The organism is Acidobacteriota bacterium, assembly GCA_019347945.1.
In the GTDB taxonomy this organism is placed as follows: Bacteria; Acidobacteriota; Thermoanaerobaculia; order Gp7-AA8; family JAHWKK01; genus JAHWKK01.
Genome location: JAHWKK010000001.1, coordinates 205,976 through 223,060 on the forward strand (window position 1 = coordinate 205,976; position 17,085 = coordinate 223,060).

General features: G+C 62.0%; 15 protein-coding genes. 6 read left to right on the forward strand and 9 right to left on the reverse strand.

All coding sequences use genetic code 11. The annotated features are described in order from the left end of the window. The first annotated feature begins 28 nt into the window (after nt 1-28). The 3 genes from KY459_00905 to KY459_00915 are packed head-to-tail and all read left to right on the forward strand — an operon-like array spanning nt 29 to nt 3,155. Nucleotides 29-607 (forward strand): RNA polymerase sigma factor, encoded by a 579-nt coding sequence (locus tag KY459_00905; GenBank protein ID MBW3563268.1) that lies wholly within the window; start codon nt 29-31, stop codon nt 605-607. Then, entirely contained in the window at nt 586-1,575 is a 990-nt protein-coding gene (locus KY459_00910) for a HEAT repeat domain-containing protein (protein ID MBW3563269.1), read from the forward strand. Before KY459_00905 ends, KY459_00910 begins: the two co-directional genes overlap by 22 nt. Then, nucleotides 1,575-3,155, forward strand: a complete 1,581-nt coding sequence (locus tag KY459_00915; GenBank protein MBW3563270.1) for a DUF4097 domain-containing protein — start codon at nt 1,575-1,577, stop codon at nt 3,153-3,155. Before KY459_00910 ends, KY459_00915 begins: the two co-directional genes overlap by 1 nt. 9 nt (nt 3,156-3,164) lie before the next feature. Here the strand turns inward: KY459_00915 and KY459_00920 are convergent, their stop codons facing one another. Continuing rightward, a complete protein-coding gene (locus KY459_00920) occupies nt 3,165-3,770 on the reverse strand; it encodes a hypothetical protein (protein MBW3563271.1) in 606 nt (201 codons plus the stop codon). A gap of 283 nt (nt 3,771-4,053) precedes the next feature. Here KY459_00920 and KY459_00925 point away from each other — a divergent pair, with 283 nt between their 5' ends. Continuing rightward, nucleotides 4,054-4,512: a hypothetical protein gene (locus tag KY459_00925; GenBank protein ID MBW3563272.1), complete on the forward strand. Its 459-nt coding sequence runs from the start codon at nt 4,054-4,056 to the stop codon at nt 4,510-4,512. Here the strand turns inward: KY459_00925 and KY459_00930 are convergent. Both KY459_00930 and KY459_00935 read right to left on the reverse strand, forming a co-directional pair. Continuing rightward, a complete protein-coding gene (locus KY459_00930; GenBank protein ID MBW3563273.1) occupies nt 4,488-6,392 on the reverse strand; it encodes a hypothetical protein in 1,905 nt (634 codons plus the stop codon). The genes KY459_00925 and KY459_00930 overlap by 25 nt on opposite strands. A gap of 100 nt (nt 6,393-6,492) precedes the next feature. After that, complete coding sequence (locus KY459_00935; protein ID MBW3563274.1) at nt 6,493-7,899, reverse strand: hypothetical protein; 1,407 nt, start codon at nt 7,897-7,899, stop codon at nt 6,493-6,495. 110 nt (nt 7,900-8,009) lie between these two features. Between KY459_00935 and KY459_00940 the strand changes: the two genes are divergently transcribed. Continuing rightward, the gene (locus KY459_00940) at nt 8,010-8,594 is read left to right on the forward strand and encodes a hypothetical protein (GenBank protein MBW3563275.1); all 585 of its coding nucleotides are present in this window, start codon (nt 8,010-8,012) and stop codon (nt 8,592-8,594) included. Nucleotides 8,595-8,601: 7 nt separating this feature from the next. Here the strand turns inward: KY459_00940 and KY459_00945 are convergent, their stop codons facing one another. Continuing rightward, entirely contained in the window at nt 8,602-8,931 is a 330-nt protein-coding gene (locus tag KY459_00945) for a zinc ribbon domain-containing protein (protein MBW3563276.1), read from the reverse strand. Between the two features lie 132 nt (nt 8,932-9,063). On the opposite strand from KY459_00945, the gene KY459_00950 reads away from it, so the two are divergent. Continuing rightward, nucleotides 9,064-10,653: a hypothetical protein gene (locus tag KY459_00950; protein MBW3563277.1), complete on the forward strand. Its 1,590-nt coding sequence runs from the start codon at nt 9,064-9,066 to the stop codon at nt 10,651-10,653. A 14-nt stretch (nt 10,654-10,667) separates the two neighbouring features. On the opposite strand, the gene KY459_00955 is transcribed toward KY459_00950, so the two are convergent. The 5 genes from KY459_00955 to KY459_00975 all read right to left on the reverse strand — a co-directional run bounded on the left by KY459_00955 (nt 10,668) and on the right by KY459_00975 (nt 17,075). Then, nucleotides 10,668-11,138, reverse strand: coding sequence for a DUF4442 domain-containing protein (locus tag KY459_00955; GenBank protein MBW3563278.1), 471 nt, complete (start codon nt 11,136-11,138; stop codon nt 10,668-10,670). After that, complete coding sequence (locus KY459_00960; protein ID MBW3563279.1) at nt 11,135-12,559, reverse strand: IgA Peptidase M64; 1,425 nt, start codon at nt 12,557-12,559, stop codon at nt 11,135-11,137. The genes KY459_00955 and KY459_00960 overlap by 4 nt, the downstream gene beginning before the upstream one ends. A gap of 281 nt (nt 12,560-12,840) precedes the next feature. Next, nucleotides 12,841-13,383: a putative Fe-S cluster assembly protein SufT gene (sufT, locus tag KY459_00965; GenBank protein ID MBW3563280.1), complete on the reverse strand. Its 543-nt coding sequence runs from the start codon at nt 13,381-13,383 to the stop codon at nt 12,841-12,843. 264 nt (nt 13,384-13,647) lie between these two features. Further along, nucleotides 13,648-14,127, reverse strand: coding sequence for a GatB/YqeY domain-containing protein (locus tag KY459_00970; GenBank protein ID MBW3563281.1), 480 nt, complete (start codon nt 14,125-14,127; stop codon nt 13,648-13,650). A gap of 32 nt (nt 14,128-14,159) precedes the next feature. Continuing rightward, entirely contained in the window at nt 14,160-17,075 is a 2,916-nt protein-coding gene (locus KY459_00975) for an FAD-binding oxidoreductase (GenBank protein ID MBW3563282.1), read from the reverse strand. Nucleotides 17,076-17,085: the final 10 nt, after the last annotated feature.

A 17,085-nucleotide genomic window follows, 5' to 3' on the forward strand; every position in this document is an offset into this window, starting at 1 on the left:
CGTCGAACGAGAGAGCAGCGCCGGGACGATGACGAGCCTGACTGATCAGGAGCTGATGCGCCGCATTCAGGCAGGCGACTTCGACCCGGCGGCAGAGATCTTTGATCGGTACAGCCGACGTATCTACAACTTCGCATTTCGTTACATGAAGAATGCGGAGGCGGCGGAGGATGCCACTCAGGAAGTTTTCGTGAAGATGATGCGGAACGCCCATCAGTTCCAGGGCGACGCGAAGTTGTCGACCTGGCTTTTCTCGATCACCGCGAACCATTGCCGTGATCAGTTGAGGAAAGCCGACAACAAGCCGAAGGAACCGGAGGCAGTACTCGACAATATCTCGGGCGACGACATCGCGGCGGACGAGGAAATCGCCAGGGAGCAGGAACGTCTCAAGGTTCGGGAGGCTCTGCAGCATCTCACTCCGGAACAGAGAGAAGTGATCCTGCTGTCCCGGTACGAGGGTCTCTCGTACGCCGAGATCGCACGGATCGCTGGATGTTCGGAGGGCGCCGTAAAGACGCGGGTCTTCCGGGCGATGGAAACGCTGAAGAAGGTTCTGACGAATGAGAGCAACGGAGAATACAAATGGATGAATGCCGCACGCTGAGCGAACTGCTGCCCGATCTGCTGACCGATACCGTTCCGGCAGAAAAGCGCGAAGGGGCGTTCGCCCACGCGGAGAGTTGTGATGTCTGCCGGGACGACTGGAGAGCCTACCGCCTGATCTGGGAAGGACTCGGCACTCTCGAGGATCGTGAGGTTCCTGCCGCGGTCGTCAGCGGATTCAACGCCGAGCTCGACCGGTTGCGACAGGAGGGGAGCAAGGTCGTGAGGTTCCCGGCGCTTCGCCGGCCTCTGGTATGGGCACAGGCTGCGGCTCTGATCCTCATGGTCTCAGCCGCATATCTGATCGGGCGTGACGCGTCCGGCTCGCCCCCGATTCCGGCGACCCCTGCAACGATCGATCAGATACAGATGATCGGCGACGACGGCACGACGTTTCTTCCCGTATCCCGGGTGTCCGAAGTACTCGACCAGGGGTCGAACATTCGAAACGTACGGCTGGAGTCGGGCGAGGCTGGAATGAAGGTTTCATTCGAGCTGAGCTCGGAGGTCGTCGTCGAGGGGAACATGCAGGATCCCGGATTTTCCAGGGTCCTGTCGCATGTGATTCAGCGAACGGAGAGTCCCACCTACGAGCGGTCACGAATGATCGATCTCGTGCGCGATGCCTACTCGTCGACCGAGGCGGATCCCGAGATCGCGTTGGCGCTTGCCCGGGTTCTGACCAGCGATGCTCACGAAGGCGTCCGGCTCAAAGCGGTCGACGCGCTCCGGACAGTGCGAGCCGACGATGTGCCCGAAGTCAGGGCCGCGCTGGTGAGTGTTCTCAGGAATGATCCGAACCCGGCAATCCGGATGAAGGCGATCGATGCGCTCGGCAACCTGGTCTCCTCCCGAACTGAAATGGATGCTGTAATGCTCGAAACTCTTCGGGAGAAGGCTGCCCAGGACGACGAGAACATGTACGTGAGGGTAAAGGCGGCCGACGCGCTGCGCCAGATGAATCTCTGATGCTGAAACGCTCTCTCCTCATTCTGATGGGACTGATGGCCGTCTCGCTGGCCGCATCCGGTCAGCAGCAGCGCGGTTACACCTGGACCGAGGAAACCCGTCGCGAGTACCCGATGAACCGCGGAGCGATCGTCCTGGTCGACAACCGGGTCGGATCGGTCACGGTCGAAGGAACTGACGAGAACGTCTGCCACATGCACGCGAAGGTGACGATGTGGGCTCCGACGGAAGCAGTTCTGAAGGAAGCCAGGAGCTCGGTCAAAGTACTGATCCGGGCCAACGAGCGGAGACGCGAGTTCCATTCGCTCAACCTCGAATCGGGACGTCCGGATGGCTGGAGCGCACAGGTGGAGCTCCGCCTGACCGTACCCCGTTCCGTGTCGGAGCTGACGGTCATCTCGGCACACGGCCGGGGTGTGGACATCAGAAACATTGACGGCCAGGTTCGTGTCTCCACCTTCAGCAACCGTGTGGGGGTGGAGTCGACCGGAGCGCCGCTCGCAATCGACACCGTCAACGGAAACGTTCGCGTGAGCTTCAGAGGCGCGCTCGTCGGAACCACGCGGATCGCCTCGGTTAACGGGTCGATCGAGATCGAAGCCCCTCCCCGGTCCGCTTTTCAATGGGCGGCCGAGAGTCTCAGAGGACAGCTCCGGGCACCGAGCTCCGTTCGCGGAGCTTTCGATGAGCGGACCCCGACTCTGTTTCGCGCTGCGATCAATGGAGGCTCTCCCTCCCGTCTGATCACGACGACAGCAACCGGCGACGTCACGCTCAAGGGGATTGGGCAGTCGGATGATCTCGGCCCGGTTGCCGCGGGCCGGCCCGAAAATCAGGAAGATCTCGGCGAGGTTCTCGAAGCGGTCTCGCGCGTTCTCATCGCGAAACCAACCGCACGCGAGTTCGCTTTTCAGAAAAAACGAGGCGCCGGGAACCTCACGTTCGAGGTGAAGGTCGGCAACGTCTTTCTCGGCGAGCATCGAGGCAACGTCCGACTCACGACGGGTGCAGGAGAGATCGTCGTTGGCTCGGTCATCGGAAACATGACGGCTGTTTCGATGGGCGGACCCATCCATGTCGGCGCCGTTGTCGGGACCGTTGATCTCGATAGCGCCGCGGGTGACGTCATGGTCGTTTCGGCCGTTCGGGGCGGAAGCCTCAGGACGGGTGGCGGGAACATCATCATTCGGAGCGCCGGCGGCCCGATCACCCTCGCTTCGGGGGGTGGAGACGTGCGGGTCGAGCGGGCGATGTCCGACGTGAGAGCCGAAACGAGGTCCGGAGACGTCGTCGTCACCGTGGCTCCCGGAGCTCGTTTCGACGAAGTCGATCTGAGAAGCCGCGAAGGCAACGTCATCATTACGATGCCCGCCGGCGCCGGCATCACGATCGATGCAACGGTGCTCACGCGCGAGGGGGAAGATGCGAATGCGATCATGTCGCAGTTTCCTGGACTCAGCATGATGCGCGACGTTTATCAGGGGCGGGTGCGGGTACGGGCCCGGGGCGAGATCAATGGGGGTGGCCCGAGCGTCCGACTCTTCTCGGACGGCGGCCACGTTCACGTCCGAACCGACTGAGCACCCCTCTCATCCGCGATTCGGCCCGGAAGCCTCGGACCTTCGCAGCCCGGCAATCAGAATGCGCTCTTCCGCCTGCTTCTGACCCACTTCCGATTCCTGACTCATCCGGATCGCTTCCAGAAAGCGAGCGTTGGTCAGTGCGGCGAGTCTCCTGACTTCGTGCCGACAGCCGGCGATCGTGGCATAGCTCGGATTGATCTCCTCGGCGATCAGTGCTGCAACCGCTCCGAGGGAAGGGTTCACGTGCCATTCGAACACGTGGGTTCGAGCCGTGGCCGAATCCCTGACCGTCCCATCGACCTTTGAAAAATGGCTGAAATGACCGACGGCGAGATAGACCTGGCCATAGGTCACGATTTTCGGCTCGAGGATCCATTCGCCGAAAGGCGACGAACGTGTACAGACGCTCCTCATCACCGCCGTCACACGGCCGCATTCGATCGGACCGCCACAGTAGCGCTCTGGCTGGACAGCGGAGAAGAACCGGATCCGGTGCTCGACCGGTATGCCGTGAACCGTGACCCTGGCAGAGTAGCCGCCGGCGGCTTCGGCGAACGCCGCCATCACAATCGCCGACTGGGAGATCAGCAGAAGCAGCGCGAGATGTCTCATGTGGATGAATACCCGCGGAACCGCCGGGTGGTTGGTCCGAGGACGGTGACTCTTGTCGGTTTGGGTTGACGGTCTGTTCACGAGCTCGAACCGCCGTCGGCAGCCTGTGCGGCATTTTTTCATCTCCCTCGGGTCGGAAAGAGCTTCTTCCGGCGCTGTCACGAAGCGGTGGAGTCGGACAGTCAGCCCGGTTTTCCGCGAAAAAAAATTCGATGTCGATGCTCGAAAACGGTCTCCGCCTCGCGTGGAGTATCGGCGGTGCCATGAGTGTTCGACAGTGGAAATGACCGTGCTTCTGCTCATTGCCGGAACCGTTTTTCCCTCCGGAACACTGACCTCCTGGATGGAGCCGGCGGCGTTTCGACTGTCGCTGAACGACGATCGCGCCGAGGTTGAAGAGCTCTTCGAGGCACGGGGCTGGGAGCTCGTTCCGGGGAAGGGCCGTGGTCAGCTCGTCCATCAGTACGATGATGCTCGAACGGTCACGCTGGGATTCTCGGATGAACGGCTGACTTCGATCCGGTTCGAGCTGAGCGCGTTTGCGCCTGATGCACTGAAAGCCTACGAAGAGCGCCGGAAGCGGCTCGAGAAACTTTACGGTCGGGCGTCGTCGCTCGGCTCGGTGGGAGAAGAGTTCTCGACCTCAGACATGAGAGTGCACCTCATCATCGTCGATGGAGGAGCGGAATCCGGCGGAGCGAGTACCGTCGTCGTCCGCTACTTTGTTCCCGAGGCAGTCTGAATGAGCTCCGGAGCCTGATCGGCTCGTTCATCGAGAATGATGATGCCGGATCCCGATGTGGCGAGGTACAGCCTCGATCTGTCGGCCGGATCGAAAGAGATGGCAGTGATCTCGCGCGCTTCGATCGGAGCTCCGGTTTTTTTCAGTGCTTCACCGGCGCGAGCCATCGCGAGATGACGCTGCGGGTCGCTCGTGAAAAAGCGAAGCTCACCGGGCGCGGCGGAATGAACGGTCGAGCCCTCCGGAATCTTCAGGGTCATGCTTCGCCAACGGTCGAGCTCGTATGTTCCGACGGCGATCGATCGGGATTCCGAAATCAACGCCACCCGCTTTCCCGACAGCGACGTGAGCTCGAGATTTCTGCCGCCGGGTGCCCCTTCGATGTCGTGCCATCCATCGTCGGCGAATCGGCGCAATCCTTCCGATGAAAGCGCCAGAAGAGATATCTCGTTCCCGCGTTTATCGATGGCGATCGATTGAACGTCCTCGAACGAATCGCCGAGGCGCCTCCACTGGTTTCCACCGTCACTGGTGGTGAGAACCCCGATCGAGGTAGCGGCGAAGAGCCGCGAGGAGTTCCATCGAAGGATCTGGTTGGCTCGAAATGGGAAGTCGGTCGGAACTGCGCGCGACCATTCGACACCATCGGTGCTCAAATAAATCCCCTGCTCGGTACCCGCAACGAAGGCAGGCTCTTCTCCTCGACGAATCGAGAGCGAAAGGACCTCCGGGAGACGGGTGCGGCTCCTCCGCTGCCACGTCTTTCCCTGATCGGACGAAACATAGATCCCCGACGAGTTGCCGCTGAAATTGACGACTGAAAAAATGTGGTCGGGATCCCGATCGTCGCTGACGATATCGCCCACCCGTACGTTGTGAAGGCCGTTGGAGCGTCTCGTCCAGGTCCTGCCCCGATCCTCCGAGACGTAAACCCCATCCCCCTCCGTCCCGAGGACGATTCGATCGGGGCGTTTCGGATGAATGACGATCGAGTTGATCACGAGCGTGTCATCAGTGATCCGCTCCCATGATTCCCCCCGGTCGAGCGTTCTGTAGAGCCCGGCCACGGATGCAGCGTAGAGACAGGATTCGTTTTCCGCATCGCGTTCGATGACGTGAATACGCCGGTTCTCGAAACCCTCGCGATAGCGTGTCCAGAGATCGCCTCGATTTCGGGAGTTGTAGACCCAGCCGCACGTCGAGATCCACAAATCCTCAGGGTTGGCAGGATCGATGTTGATTCCGAAGATATCCGTGTCGAGGACCATTCCGTTCGCGATCAGTTTCCAGTTCTTCCCCCCGTCATCGGTGCGCCAGCCCTGACGCCAGGTTCCGGCGTAAACGGTTGCGGGACGGCTCGGATCGATCGCGAGGGATTCGACGTTGACGAGGTCGACCGTCCGGGACCACGTTCTTCCGTCGTCGGTCGACTTCCATACTCCATCGAGACCTCCCGCGTAGAGAATGGAAGCGTTCGTGGGATCGATCGCCAGCGCGCGAATCGACGATTCGGAGACTCCTGCATCGCGGCGCGTCCAGCTCCGGCCCTGATCGGGGGAGTAGGCGATGATGCTCTGCCCCCACAGTCCCCACGCGGCCATCCAGAGCCTTCCCTTCGAATCGATCGTGAGGTTGTCGACCACATAGCCGGGGAATGGCGTCGAGCCCCTCGGATTCGTCCAGCTCCGCGCGGCATCGGTCGATATGTAGATGTCCCCGTTACTCGTACCGAGAAAAAGAGTGTCGGGATCCGAAGGAAGAGCGATCAGGGAACGAACGTCGGCGCTGTAGAGGCCCGCTCGCGACCACCCGGCCTCGGCCGAAGCAGCGACAGTTGCGGTCAGAATGAGGAACAGGGAAGTAAGGCGCGTTCGATTCATCGATCAGGGTAACCCGTATCGGGTGCTGAGCAATTCTGCTGCCCCCCCCTTCTCCGGGCTCCTCGAGAACAAAACTCTTACGTTTGTCCCGGCGGCGGCGCTAGAGGCCGAGTGCGTCGGGGTTTCCGTCCGCGAGGATTCTCACGAGCTCATCGTAGAAGTAGTTGGAGACGGCACGGACCTCGTCGGGGACCCGCTCCTCGAACATCTGACGGCTCCGGTCAATGTCCTCCTTGAGGCGCTCATAGAGGTCGTGGTTCTTGCGGCCCTGATCGACTTTTCCTTCGTTGTAGAGCTTGATCTCCGAGACGAGAAGACGGGCAAAGCGTTTCGCGTCGTCGTGCTTTTTCGTGTCGCCCGAGACCGGAGCGCCAATCCCCGGCTGGCCCTTTTGAAGAGACGGCGGCGGCACGAACTGGGTGCTCGCTCCGCTCGTTGCGGCGGGCTGGCCCGGTTTCGGTGGAGCGGCCGGTTGTGGCGCCGGCTCGGGTGGAGACGGCTGTCGGGGCGGGGGAGGCGTAGGTGCGGAAGGTTGCCCGAAGGAAGAGGACGTGTCCAGGGTCGGCGAATCGAACTCGATCGGAGTCGGTCCCTGGCTGGGGGGCGTTTGCCTGGTCTGCGGAGCAGAGGATCTCTCAATCTCGGGTGCGACGCGGGTGACGACTTCGCTCGGAGGCGCAGGCTGCTCCCGTGGCGGAGCGGGCTCCGCCTCGGGAATCTCGGTCATGCCGCTGTAGGTATCGTCGAACGGATCCTGATCGAGACGCCGCTTGCTGAGAGTGGGCGACGGGTTCAGCTTTCGAATCGAAAGCGTGTCGACGAGAAGACCGGTTGCGAAAGTGATCAGCTCGATGTTGGTCCGGCTCAAAGGCTCCGGACCGAGCTGGTCGACGTACAGCGCAGCGGCCACCTTGTCCTTGATGACCATCGGAACGAGAACGGCTCGCTGCGGGGCGGGCACTCCCGCCACGCGCGCAAACGAAGCACCGTTCCACTCGGCGCCTTCGTCTTTTTCGCGAAGCTTGTCGAACTCGGCGACGCTACCCGGCTCGAGGGTGAGACGCTTGATGATGTCGTCATTGCTGCCGGTCTCGGTGAACCCCCGACCCTTCCAGCCCGCAAAGGCGTCGCCTTTCAGGATCATCAGTGCCGCCCGGGATCCGAATGTCAGACCCTGCTCCAGCAGGTTGTTGAGAATGTCGACCTGCGTCGCACCGCGCTCGATCGCCTGGATCGCCGACTTGACCGGTTCGGCGTCGCCACCGCCGCTCCCCTGCGGAACCGCTGCGGCAACTTCGGGCTCGGGCGCCTCTTCGAGCAGGGCCTCGACCTGATCGCGAACGGTGACGGCCTTCGCGTCGGCGAGCACGCTCTGGAGGGCCGCGTCGAACTGCTGGTTGACGGCTTCCTGGACGTCGTGGATCGAGCCGTTGATGTCCTCGACGATCGTCTCGATCGCCTTTTTGACGACCTGTTCGATTTTGTTGGCAATCTCCGCGACCTGCACTGGCGATTTCCCCCTCCCCCGGGCGCGTTGTCACGACGCTGGGAATGCGTATCGGGCAATGATACCAAAGACGGCTGACAACTGCTTCAGGTATGGTAATTTGAGGGCCTGTGACCCGCGATTTTCTCTTTTTGGCGCTCGCCCTGCTCGCGTGTACTCCCCCGGCCGATCCGGCCAGCGAAGAATGGGCCAGAATCGCCGAAATGGAGCGGGACTGGCGCTCCCTCCCCGGAGAATCCCGCCTCGACGCGAGGCAGCAGTGGCTCGACGAGCTTCGTTCGTTCGTCGAAAACCATCCCGAGCACGCCGCGGCGGCTTTACGATACGACGACGAAGAAGCCGACTTCGCGATCCAGCTCGCGGCGAACGGCCGATATGCCGAAGCCGTCGAGCATTTCGAGAGCGTCCTGTCCCGGAATCCCGAGCATGGTACCGCGCGACGCGGCCTCGAAACGGCGCGGAGATTCGCCGGTCGGGACGAGGCCTTCTTCTCTTCACTGGTGCGGGGTGACAGCCCGGAGGCCGTATCGCAGAAGGTCGGCCTCCCCCGATCCGGCTGGACCCGGAAAATCGCAAACAACGAGCTCTGGTATTACGAGCTTACCGATGGGCGAACTCTCGCGGTCCGGTTCGTCGATGGGAGCTTCCGGAGTCTCGAATTCCCGGCCCCGGCACAAGGGTCCGCCACCGACTGACCCGCGATCAGTCGGAAGATCCGCTGGGAGCAGCCTTCGAACCGGTCGACTTCGAATCGGTGGACTTCGAATCGGCCGCCTTCGAGCCAGACGCGCTCTCCGCCTTTCCGGCTTCCTTCCCTGACGACGCGCCCTCACCTTTCGAATCGCCCGAGGAAGGCTTCGCATAGTCGGTGATGTAAAAACCGGAACCCTTGAACTGGATCGCCGGGGAGGAGATCAGTTTCTTCAGAGTCCCCCCACAACTGCTGCAGACGCTCAGCGGTTCGTCTGAGAATTTCCGCACCACCTCGGTTTGCTCCCCGCAGGACTCGCAACGATATTCGTAGAGTGGCATTTTCGTCTTTTCCTCGAAGCGCCAGAATCAACGCCGGAGGTGCTCGGTGGATTCCGGGATTCCGACGCGGTCGGAAGCGGGTCCGAGCGGCTTCGCTCATCCTTCCCTCTTCCCGCTATGATCACCCTCGACATGGATCGCGGACGAGCCATTACCGCGGGTCTGGCCGGCCTGACAGTGGCGCTGCTTTCATTCCGTCCGACGCGAAACTACGATTATTTCTGGCATCTCGCGACGGGAAGCTGGATTGTCGACAGGGGAGCACTTCCCGCGATCGACCCCTTCACCCTCGCGTCGTTGAAAGAGGAGTGGATCAATCTGGAGTGGCTCTTCGACGTCATCGCGTACGCGGTGTGGTCGGTCGCCGGACATGAGGGTCTGACGATCGTCATGGCAATCGGAACCGGGGCGACCGCCGGGATCGTGGCGTGGTTGGCGAGCCGCCGTCTCGCTCCGGAAGCGGTCCTCGCCACCATCGGCATTTCCTGGGCGGGCCTTCTCTTCAGACTGGATGTCCGGCCGGAGACGGCTTCGGTGCCTCTGTTTCTGCTCGCACTCTGGCTGGCGCTGCAGGCGCCCCTGGGGAGGCGGACCTTTCTTCTGGTCGGGACCGTGATTGTGTGGATCAACGTCCACCCCTCGGCGCTGCTTGCTCCGGTGCTCGTCGCGGCCGTCTGGGGAGGCGAGCTTGCGGGACGCGGCACCGGATCGAGCCATCGGATGCGCGCGATCCAGCTCGGCGCCAGCTTCCTGGCTCTTCTGGCGAACCCATGGGGATGGCGCGGCATCCTCGCTCCGATCGAGCTCGCCGGTGGCCTCGAAAAAGCCGCGGGCTTCGTGAACCTCGAGTGGCGCGCGTCCCATCCGGCGACGTTTCCGCTCTTCTGGATCGTGGTGCTGGTCCTGGTCGCGGGCTGGGTCCTCTCGAGTGACCGCGACCTGAGGAAACTCGCGGTGACCGTGTTGCTGACCGTGCTTGCCGCCCGGTACGCTCGCAATCAGATCTACTTCTTCGCGGCGCTTCCATTGCTCATCACGATCCCCGACCGAGTGGAGAGGAGAGCGGGAAGGTGGCTTGTCGCGGCAGCGGGCATCGCGGCGGTCGTGGCAGTCATCGCGGCTTCTTTTTCACGAGCCTGGGGTACAGGCTTCGAGCATGAAGCCTTCCCGGTTCACACGGCATCGATTGTTTCCTCGAACCGGCTCGAGGGGGCGATTTACAACCCCGACCAGCTCGGCGGTTACCTGATCTGGACGTTCTATCCCGAGCGGCGCGTACTCACGGACGGGCGCAACGAGCTTCACATGGACTACATCGTTGCACTTCGCGATGCGCTTCGAGACTCGCGACGATGGAACGCTTTGATGGAGCAGTGGAGCCCCGCGATCGCGTTCGAGGAATACCGCGAGCCGGTCGAGGTGCTCGATGCCGCGAGTGGAATGAGCCGGAAGTTGCCCGCATCGCTCGCCTTCTTTCCGCGGAGCGAGTGGGCATTGGTCGGCTTCGACGACGCGGCGATGCTGTTTCTGCGGCGCGGCCAGCACGATCACCAGCTGATCGAGCGGCTCGAGTATGAGGTGCTGGTGCCCGACTCTCCGACCGGGCTTCCGCCGGGCGGTGCAGATGTCCGTGTCGTTAGGGATGAGCTCGAGCGTGCCTGGGATCGGGGTGACACGAGCCGGGTGACGAGGGAAATGGCTCGAAAGCCGGAGAGTCGCTGAAGGGGCCTTCCGGGTTACGCGTCCCTCTTGAGCGACAGCCCGAGGGTGAACCTCGCAACGGGCTCATCGGAGATCGACGGAACAGTCGCGACGACCTCGACCGGAATGGTTTCCCGTTCTCCCGAGGCGACCACGCGGTCGACCAGATTCAGAATCGCACGGCCGTCCCTGCAGGTGAAGTGGACGTCGCCTTCGGCACGCCGCAGAAACTCCGCCTTGAAATCCCTGAATATCAGCGAGACCGGGAGCTTCCGCGTGCGGATGGTCTCGAAGGCGATGATTCCACCCGCGGTGTCCGCACCGATTGCGAGCGCCCCGAAGTACATCGAGCCGAGATGATTGCGCGTGCGTCGTCGCAACCGGAGCTCGACGATGCAATGCTCATCATCGATCTCGAGAATTCGCGGTCGGGCGAAGAAGAGTAGCGGGATTCTGATCGCCGACCATACCCATGCCTTGTACGTCAGTGATCTGCCCGCGTTCATCGGGAGTAGAGGTCGATGATTCGCGTCAGAGCGCGGTTGCAGACGGCACAGAATCCGACTTCGTCGCGCGTGAACATGATGCAATCGATCTCGGGCCGGTAGAGCCCGGTGGGCTCGTAAGACGCCCCCTCGAAAGCCCCGACGACCCCGCTGTACTTCTGTTCACCGAGGAACTTCGTGAAGATCTGCTGCTGCTCGAGGAAGAGGGCATTGAGCTTCGCCTCCGGGGCTCCGGCTTCACGAAGCGCGGCACGGCGTTCCTGAAACTCGACTGCCATCCGATCGAACTCCTCCTTCGGCCAGGGCGTCGGAACCGGTGTCGCCGGGTCGACCAGATCCTTCCACTTGAGGTTGTCGGGATCATGCAGCGCCGTAACGTTCGGCTCCCACGGCTCGGGATGATCGTCGCCGCCGGTCTCGTAAGAAACGGGGGAGGTGTAGTACTCGTCGGCGAGCGCAGCGAAGTGATGACCGAATTCGTGCACGAAGACGTACTCGGCGAAAGCCGTGTCGACCGAGGTCGTCGCCTGAAAGTTGAAGATACCGCCGCCTCCGTACTGCTCTTCGTTGGCGAGAATCTCGATGAATTCGTAGGGAGCGGCCGAGGCGGCATCGCGCAGGGAGCGGTTGTCGTAAGTGAGCATGTAACGCTCCGAGTCGAAGATGTTGTACTCGGCCGAGACCGGTGTCCGGCGAAACTGGCCGGCGCGCGGGCGGCTGATGCCGGACTGGGCTGATGGGATGTGAAGCGCGCGGACGTTGAAGTCCTTTTTCCTGCTGCTGAAAGGTTCTTCGCGGAAGAGTGCATCGAGCAGCCGGCGCGAATCGGCGAGGAACTTCGATTCCTCCGCGGCAGTATATCCCTCGGCGATGAGCAGCAGATCCACTTTGGTCGCCGGAGGACCGCTGTCGAGAAGCGTGTGCACGCGCCCGGAGGCGGCGGCACGAGTCGGGTTCACGAATCGCGAATCCGGATCGACGCGCGTGGACCAGACCTCGCGAAATCCGGTCTCTCCGCGCCGGCGCTTCAGCGTCACCTGAACCGGGTGGCGTGGCCAGGGAAAGCGGAGGGATTCGTGAAATGTCCGGTGCAACCTGCGCGATTCGGAAGTCGTCGTCCATTCGTCGAAGATCGAGCCGAATCCTCGCGAGTAGATCACCTGGTTGCTTTCCGGGTCGACGACCTCGAAGAAGTAGTTGCCGAGGTTCGTCGTGTCGATCAGCTGGGTCCGGCTCCCGGGCCACGGGCCGTCGTTGACGATTCGATCGAGGGCGACGATCTCTTCACCCATGCCGCCGGTGTGGAAGTAGTCGAGCCGCATCGTCTTATCGGTGAAATGCTTGGCGAACGACGGTTCGTGAGCGAGGGCGGTGGGCACCGCGAGGAGAATGAGAGCAACGAGAATCGGTCGATAGGTCATGACCGGCCGAGTGTATCGTGAGAGGCAGGGATCAGGGGTCAGGGATCAGGGATCAGGGATCAGGGCGAGAAGCAGGGGTCAGGGATCAGGGATCAGGGCGAGAAGCAGGGATTAGGGGTTGGGGAAAGGATCCAGGGCGGGCTTACAGAATGAAGACTTCGTCATCCAGCCCGCGGCAAGGGAGTTAGTGGAGTCGAGGAGTCTCCAGCTGGGCTACGTGATTGCTGAAACGATCACGATCCCGTTGCCCCGCCTGATCCCTGATCCCTGATCCCTGCTTTTCAATACATCCCGAGCTGCAGCTTGGCGGCGTCCGACATCATGCTTCGGTCCCATGCGGGATCGAAAACGATGTCGACCTCCGCCTTTTTGATCGGCCCCAGTGACTCGACCTTCTTTCTGACGTCCTCGGCGAGAACTGGTCCCATTCCGCAGCCCGGTGCCGTGAGGGTCATCTTGATGTCGACGTCGTAGCCCTCGTCGTCTCGTTCTTTCAGCTCGCACAGATAGACGAGGCCCAGCTCGACGATGCTGACCGGAATCTCCGGGTCGTAACAGGTGGCCAGCTGATCCCAGACCATCGATTCGAGCTCCTCTTTGGTGACGTCGGCCTCGATCTCCACGTGGACCGGAGGTTCCTTGCCGATGCCCTCGACCTCCTGGCCGGAGACGCGGACCATCCAGCCCATATCGGTCATCAGGGTGTAGGACCCGCCGAGCGACTGGGTGATGGTCGCCTTGGTTCCTGCCGGGAGGATCATCGACTCGCCGTTCGGAATTGTGGTGACTTCGATCTCTCTGGTGGTTTCGATTTGTTCGTACATGTCAGTGTCTTCAACCGATGCGCGTGGCGAGAAATGTCAGTGAGGCAGGGGTCAGGGATCAGGGGTCAGGGATCAGTGCGGACTAGCGGTATGAGGCGCTTTCGTCGTCGATCACGGCGTCCAAAACCAAAGCATGTCTTTACTCTCCTGCCCCCTGATCCCTGCTTTTTACCTGATCCCTGCCCCCTGATCCCTGATCCCTGATCCCTGATCCCTGCTTTTTTACCTAATCCCTAGTCCCTAATCCCTAATCCCTGCTTTTTCTTACCTGATCCCTGACCCCTGATCCCTGATCCCTGCTTTTTCCAGTCTGGCTGCCACGATCTCCTTTGCCACCCGTCCGTCGATCTCGCTCTTGTGCCGGCTCATCAGGGCTCCCATGACCTTTCCGGTGTCTGCCTTCGAGGCCGCGCCGGTTTCGGCAATGATCCGGTCGACGATCGCAGCGGTTTCCTCCGCGGAGAGCATTTCAGGGAGGTACTCCTCGATGACGGCGAGCTCGGCCCGCTCCTTTTCGGCGAGGTCGTTCCGTCCGGCCGCTTCGTACGCTTCGATCGACTCCCGGCGCTGTTTCGCGGCCCGGCGCACGACCTCCATCTCGTCCTCCGGGGTCAGATCGCGAACTTTGGCGATCCGTTCATTGACCAGCGCCGTCTTCAGCAGGCGGAGAGTCGAGAGGCGCACCTGGTCCTTCGACCTCATTGCGTCCTTCAACTCTTCCTGGATCCGATCATTGAAGCTCATCCGAGTTCTCCCTCGCAAAAAGTGAGTCGCCGTTAGGTGTCAGCATAACGCTGGTAGCTATTGATCACTTCCGCGAGGTGCAACGCCCGCCGTCCGCTCTTCTGGGCGATCTGCTCTCGGCAACTGAATCCATCAGCGATCACCAGCGTCCGTTCCGGCGCCTGACGCACGGCCGGCAGGAGTGATCGCTCCCCAATCCGCATCGATACCTCGTATTTCTCCTTCTCGAGTCCGAACGCCCCGGCCATCCCGCAACATCCCTCCTCCGGCACCGTGACATCGATTCCCATGCGCCGCAACAGCTCGAGCTCCGCGCCGCCATCGAGAACCGAACGTTGATGACAGTGAATCTGGAGGAGAGCCGCGGCATCGATCCGCGGCAGCGGGATTTCCTCCCGCAACGCGAATTCGCTCAGCGTCATCACGCGCTCGCTGAGCGGCACGGCACGTTCGTCGTCGGCCAGAAGATTCGGCAGCTCGTCGCGGAACACCGAGACGCAGCTCGGCTCCAGGCCGACGACCGGCACCTCGGGCGGCAGCGCATCGAGATTGCGCAGAAGAAGCTTGCGGGCCAGATCGAGGAACCCGTATTCGTACAACGGCCGCCCGCAGCACAAACCTGGTTCCGACAGTTGCGCCGAGTAGCCCGCTCGCGCCAGCAGTTCTTTCGCCGCAACGATCGTCTGCGGATGAAACGCCTCGTTAAAGGTATCAACCCAAAGCACGACCGGCCGTGGAGCACGGTTCCGAGGAGCGGGATCACCCGCGCTTCTTACGCGCGCTCTCTCCCTCCGCGATGCGAACCTCGGCAGTTCCCGCGCCGGATGAACGCCGGCAGCAAACTTCGTGAGCGGTGCGAAGAAGTTCGCGACACCTGGAGCAATCGCAGCTGCCCTCGCCCACCAGTGAATCAGCCCCATCGTCCACGCCGTTCGCGGCCGGAGATGGCGGCGGTAGTAATGAGCAAGGAACTCTGCTTTATAGGTCGCGATGTCGACCTCGACGGGACAGTCGCTCTTGCATCCCTTGCAGGAAAGGCAGAGGTCGAGCGTGTCGTGGACGGCGTCGCTGTTCCACCCGTCGAGGATCGATTCGCCGCGAATCATCTCGAATAGCGCCCGGGCCCGGCCGCGCGTCGTGTGCTGCTCCTCGCGCGTCGCCATGTAACTCGGGCACATCACGCCGCCCTCCGCGCGCCGGCACTTCCCGACTCCGACACAGCGGAGAAGCGCTTTTCCGAAACGGCCGTCGTCCTTCGGGTAGTGGAACCATGCGTCGCGCTCCAGGGCATCCTGGACACCGTCGATACGCAGGTTTTCGTCGATGAAATACGCATCGACGAGTTTCCCCGGATTCATTTTTCCGTCTGGGTCCCAGATCCGTTTGAATTCGCGGAATGCGGCGATGAGATCCTCGCCGAACATGATCTTCAGTAGCTCTCCGCGTGCCTGGCCGTCACCATGTTCACCGGAGAGCGAGCCGCCATGACGGACCACGAGATGCGCGGCTTCCGTCACGAACTCCCGGTAGCGCGCCACTCCTTCGTCGTTAGTGAAATCGAAATTGATCCGGCAGTGGACGCATCCGTCGCCGAAATGACCGTAGAGATCACAGTCGTAGCCGAAGCGGTCGAGAAGATGGCGGAAATCCCGGAGGTAGGCTCCGATCTTGTCCGGCGGAACCGCTGCGTCCTCCCACCCCGGCCATGTCTCCGGCCGCCCGGGAACGTGGGCCGTGGCACCGAGACCCGATTCCCGGACTTCCCAGACCGTTTCCTGGTCGTGTCGGTCGGTGAGAATCCGGAACTGAGGTGCGTTCTTCTCCGATCGAAGCTCCTTCACCGCACGGCTGGCGCTCTCCTTTGCTTCTTCTTCTGTTTCACCGCCGAACTCGACGAGCAGCCAGCCTTTTCCTTCGGGAAGAAGATCAAGATTGTCGACGTGCAAGCCCTGGTCGCGCATGTCGTGGGTCAGCGCTTCATCGATTCCCTCCAGTCCGATCGGCTGCAGCTCTCGAACGCGAGCCACGTGATCGCCGGCCTGAAAGATATCGGGATACCCGAGGACGACCATCGCGCGTTTCGGCGGTGAGTGGATGAGCCGGACCTTCGCTTCCAGAATCAGAACACACGTCGACTCGGTGCCGACGAGAGCCCGGGCGATGTTACATTCCCTCCCCGCTAGAAGGTACTCGAGCGGATACCCGGACCCTCGGCGTGGAATCGAAGGGAAACGCTCCACGATCTCTTCGGCGTACCGGTCGCGCAGATCGCGCAGCCGCGAAAAGATCTCTCCTTCCCTCCCCCTGACCCGGCATCGCCGTTCGAGCTCTTCCTCAGTCGCAGGACCGACACGGAGCCGTACACCGTCATAGGTGAGGACCTCGAGCTCGTGGACGTTTTCCGAAGTTCGTCCGGCGACGATTGCGTGAATGCCGCAGGAGTTGTTGCCGATCATTCCCCCGAGCGTGCAGTGGCTGTGCGTGGCAGGATCAGGCCCGAAGGTGAGGTGGTGTTCCTCCGCCGCGTTGCGGAGATCGTCGAGGACCACTCCGGGCTCGACGCGCGCCCATCGTTCGTCGGGATTCAGCTCCAGGATTCGATTCATGTACTTCGAGAAGTCGATGATGATTCCGGTGTTGCAGCACTGCCCGGCGAGGCTCGTGCCTCCCCCGCGGCCGAGAATCGGCGCGCCGTGCGACCGGGCAATGCGGACGGCGGCGATGACGTCGTCGACATGTCTGGGAAGGACGACGCCAATGGGAATCTGACGGTAGTTCGACGCATCCGCCGAATACATCGCTCGCGCGGTCTGATCGAGCCGCACTTCTCCGTCGATCGAACCTTTCAAGTCGCGGTAGAGGTGCTCGAGATCGATGTCGAGCTGCTGAAGGCGGTCGTTGTACTGCAACCTCGGCTGCACGGGCCGCCCGCTCGTTTCCACGGACATCGGCGCGGGC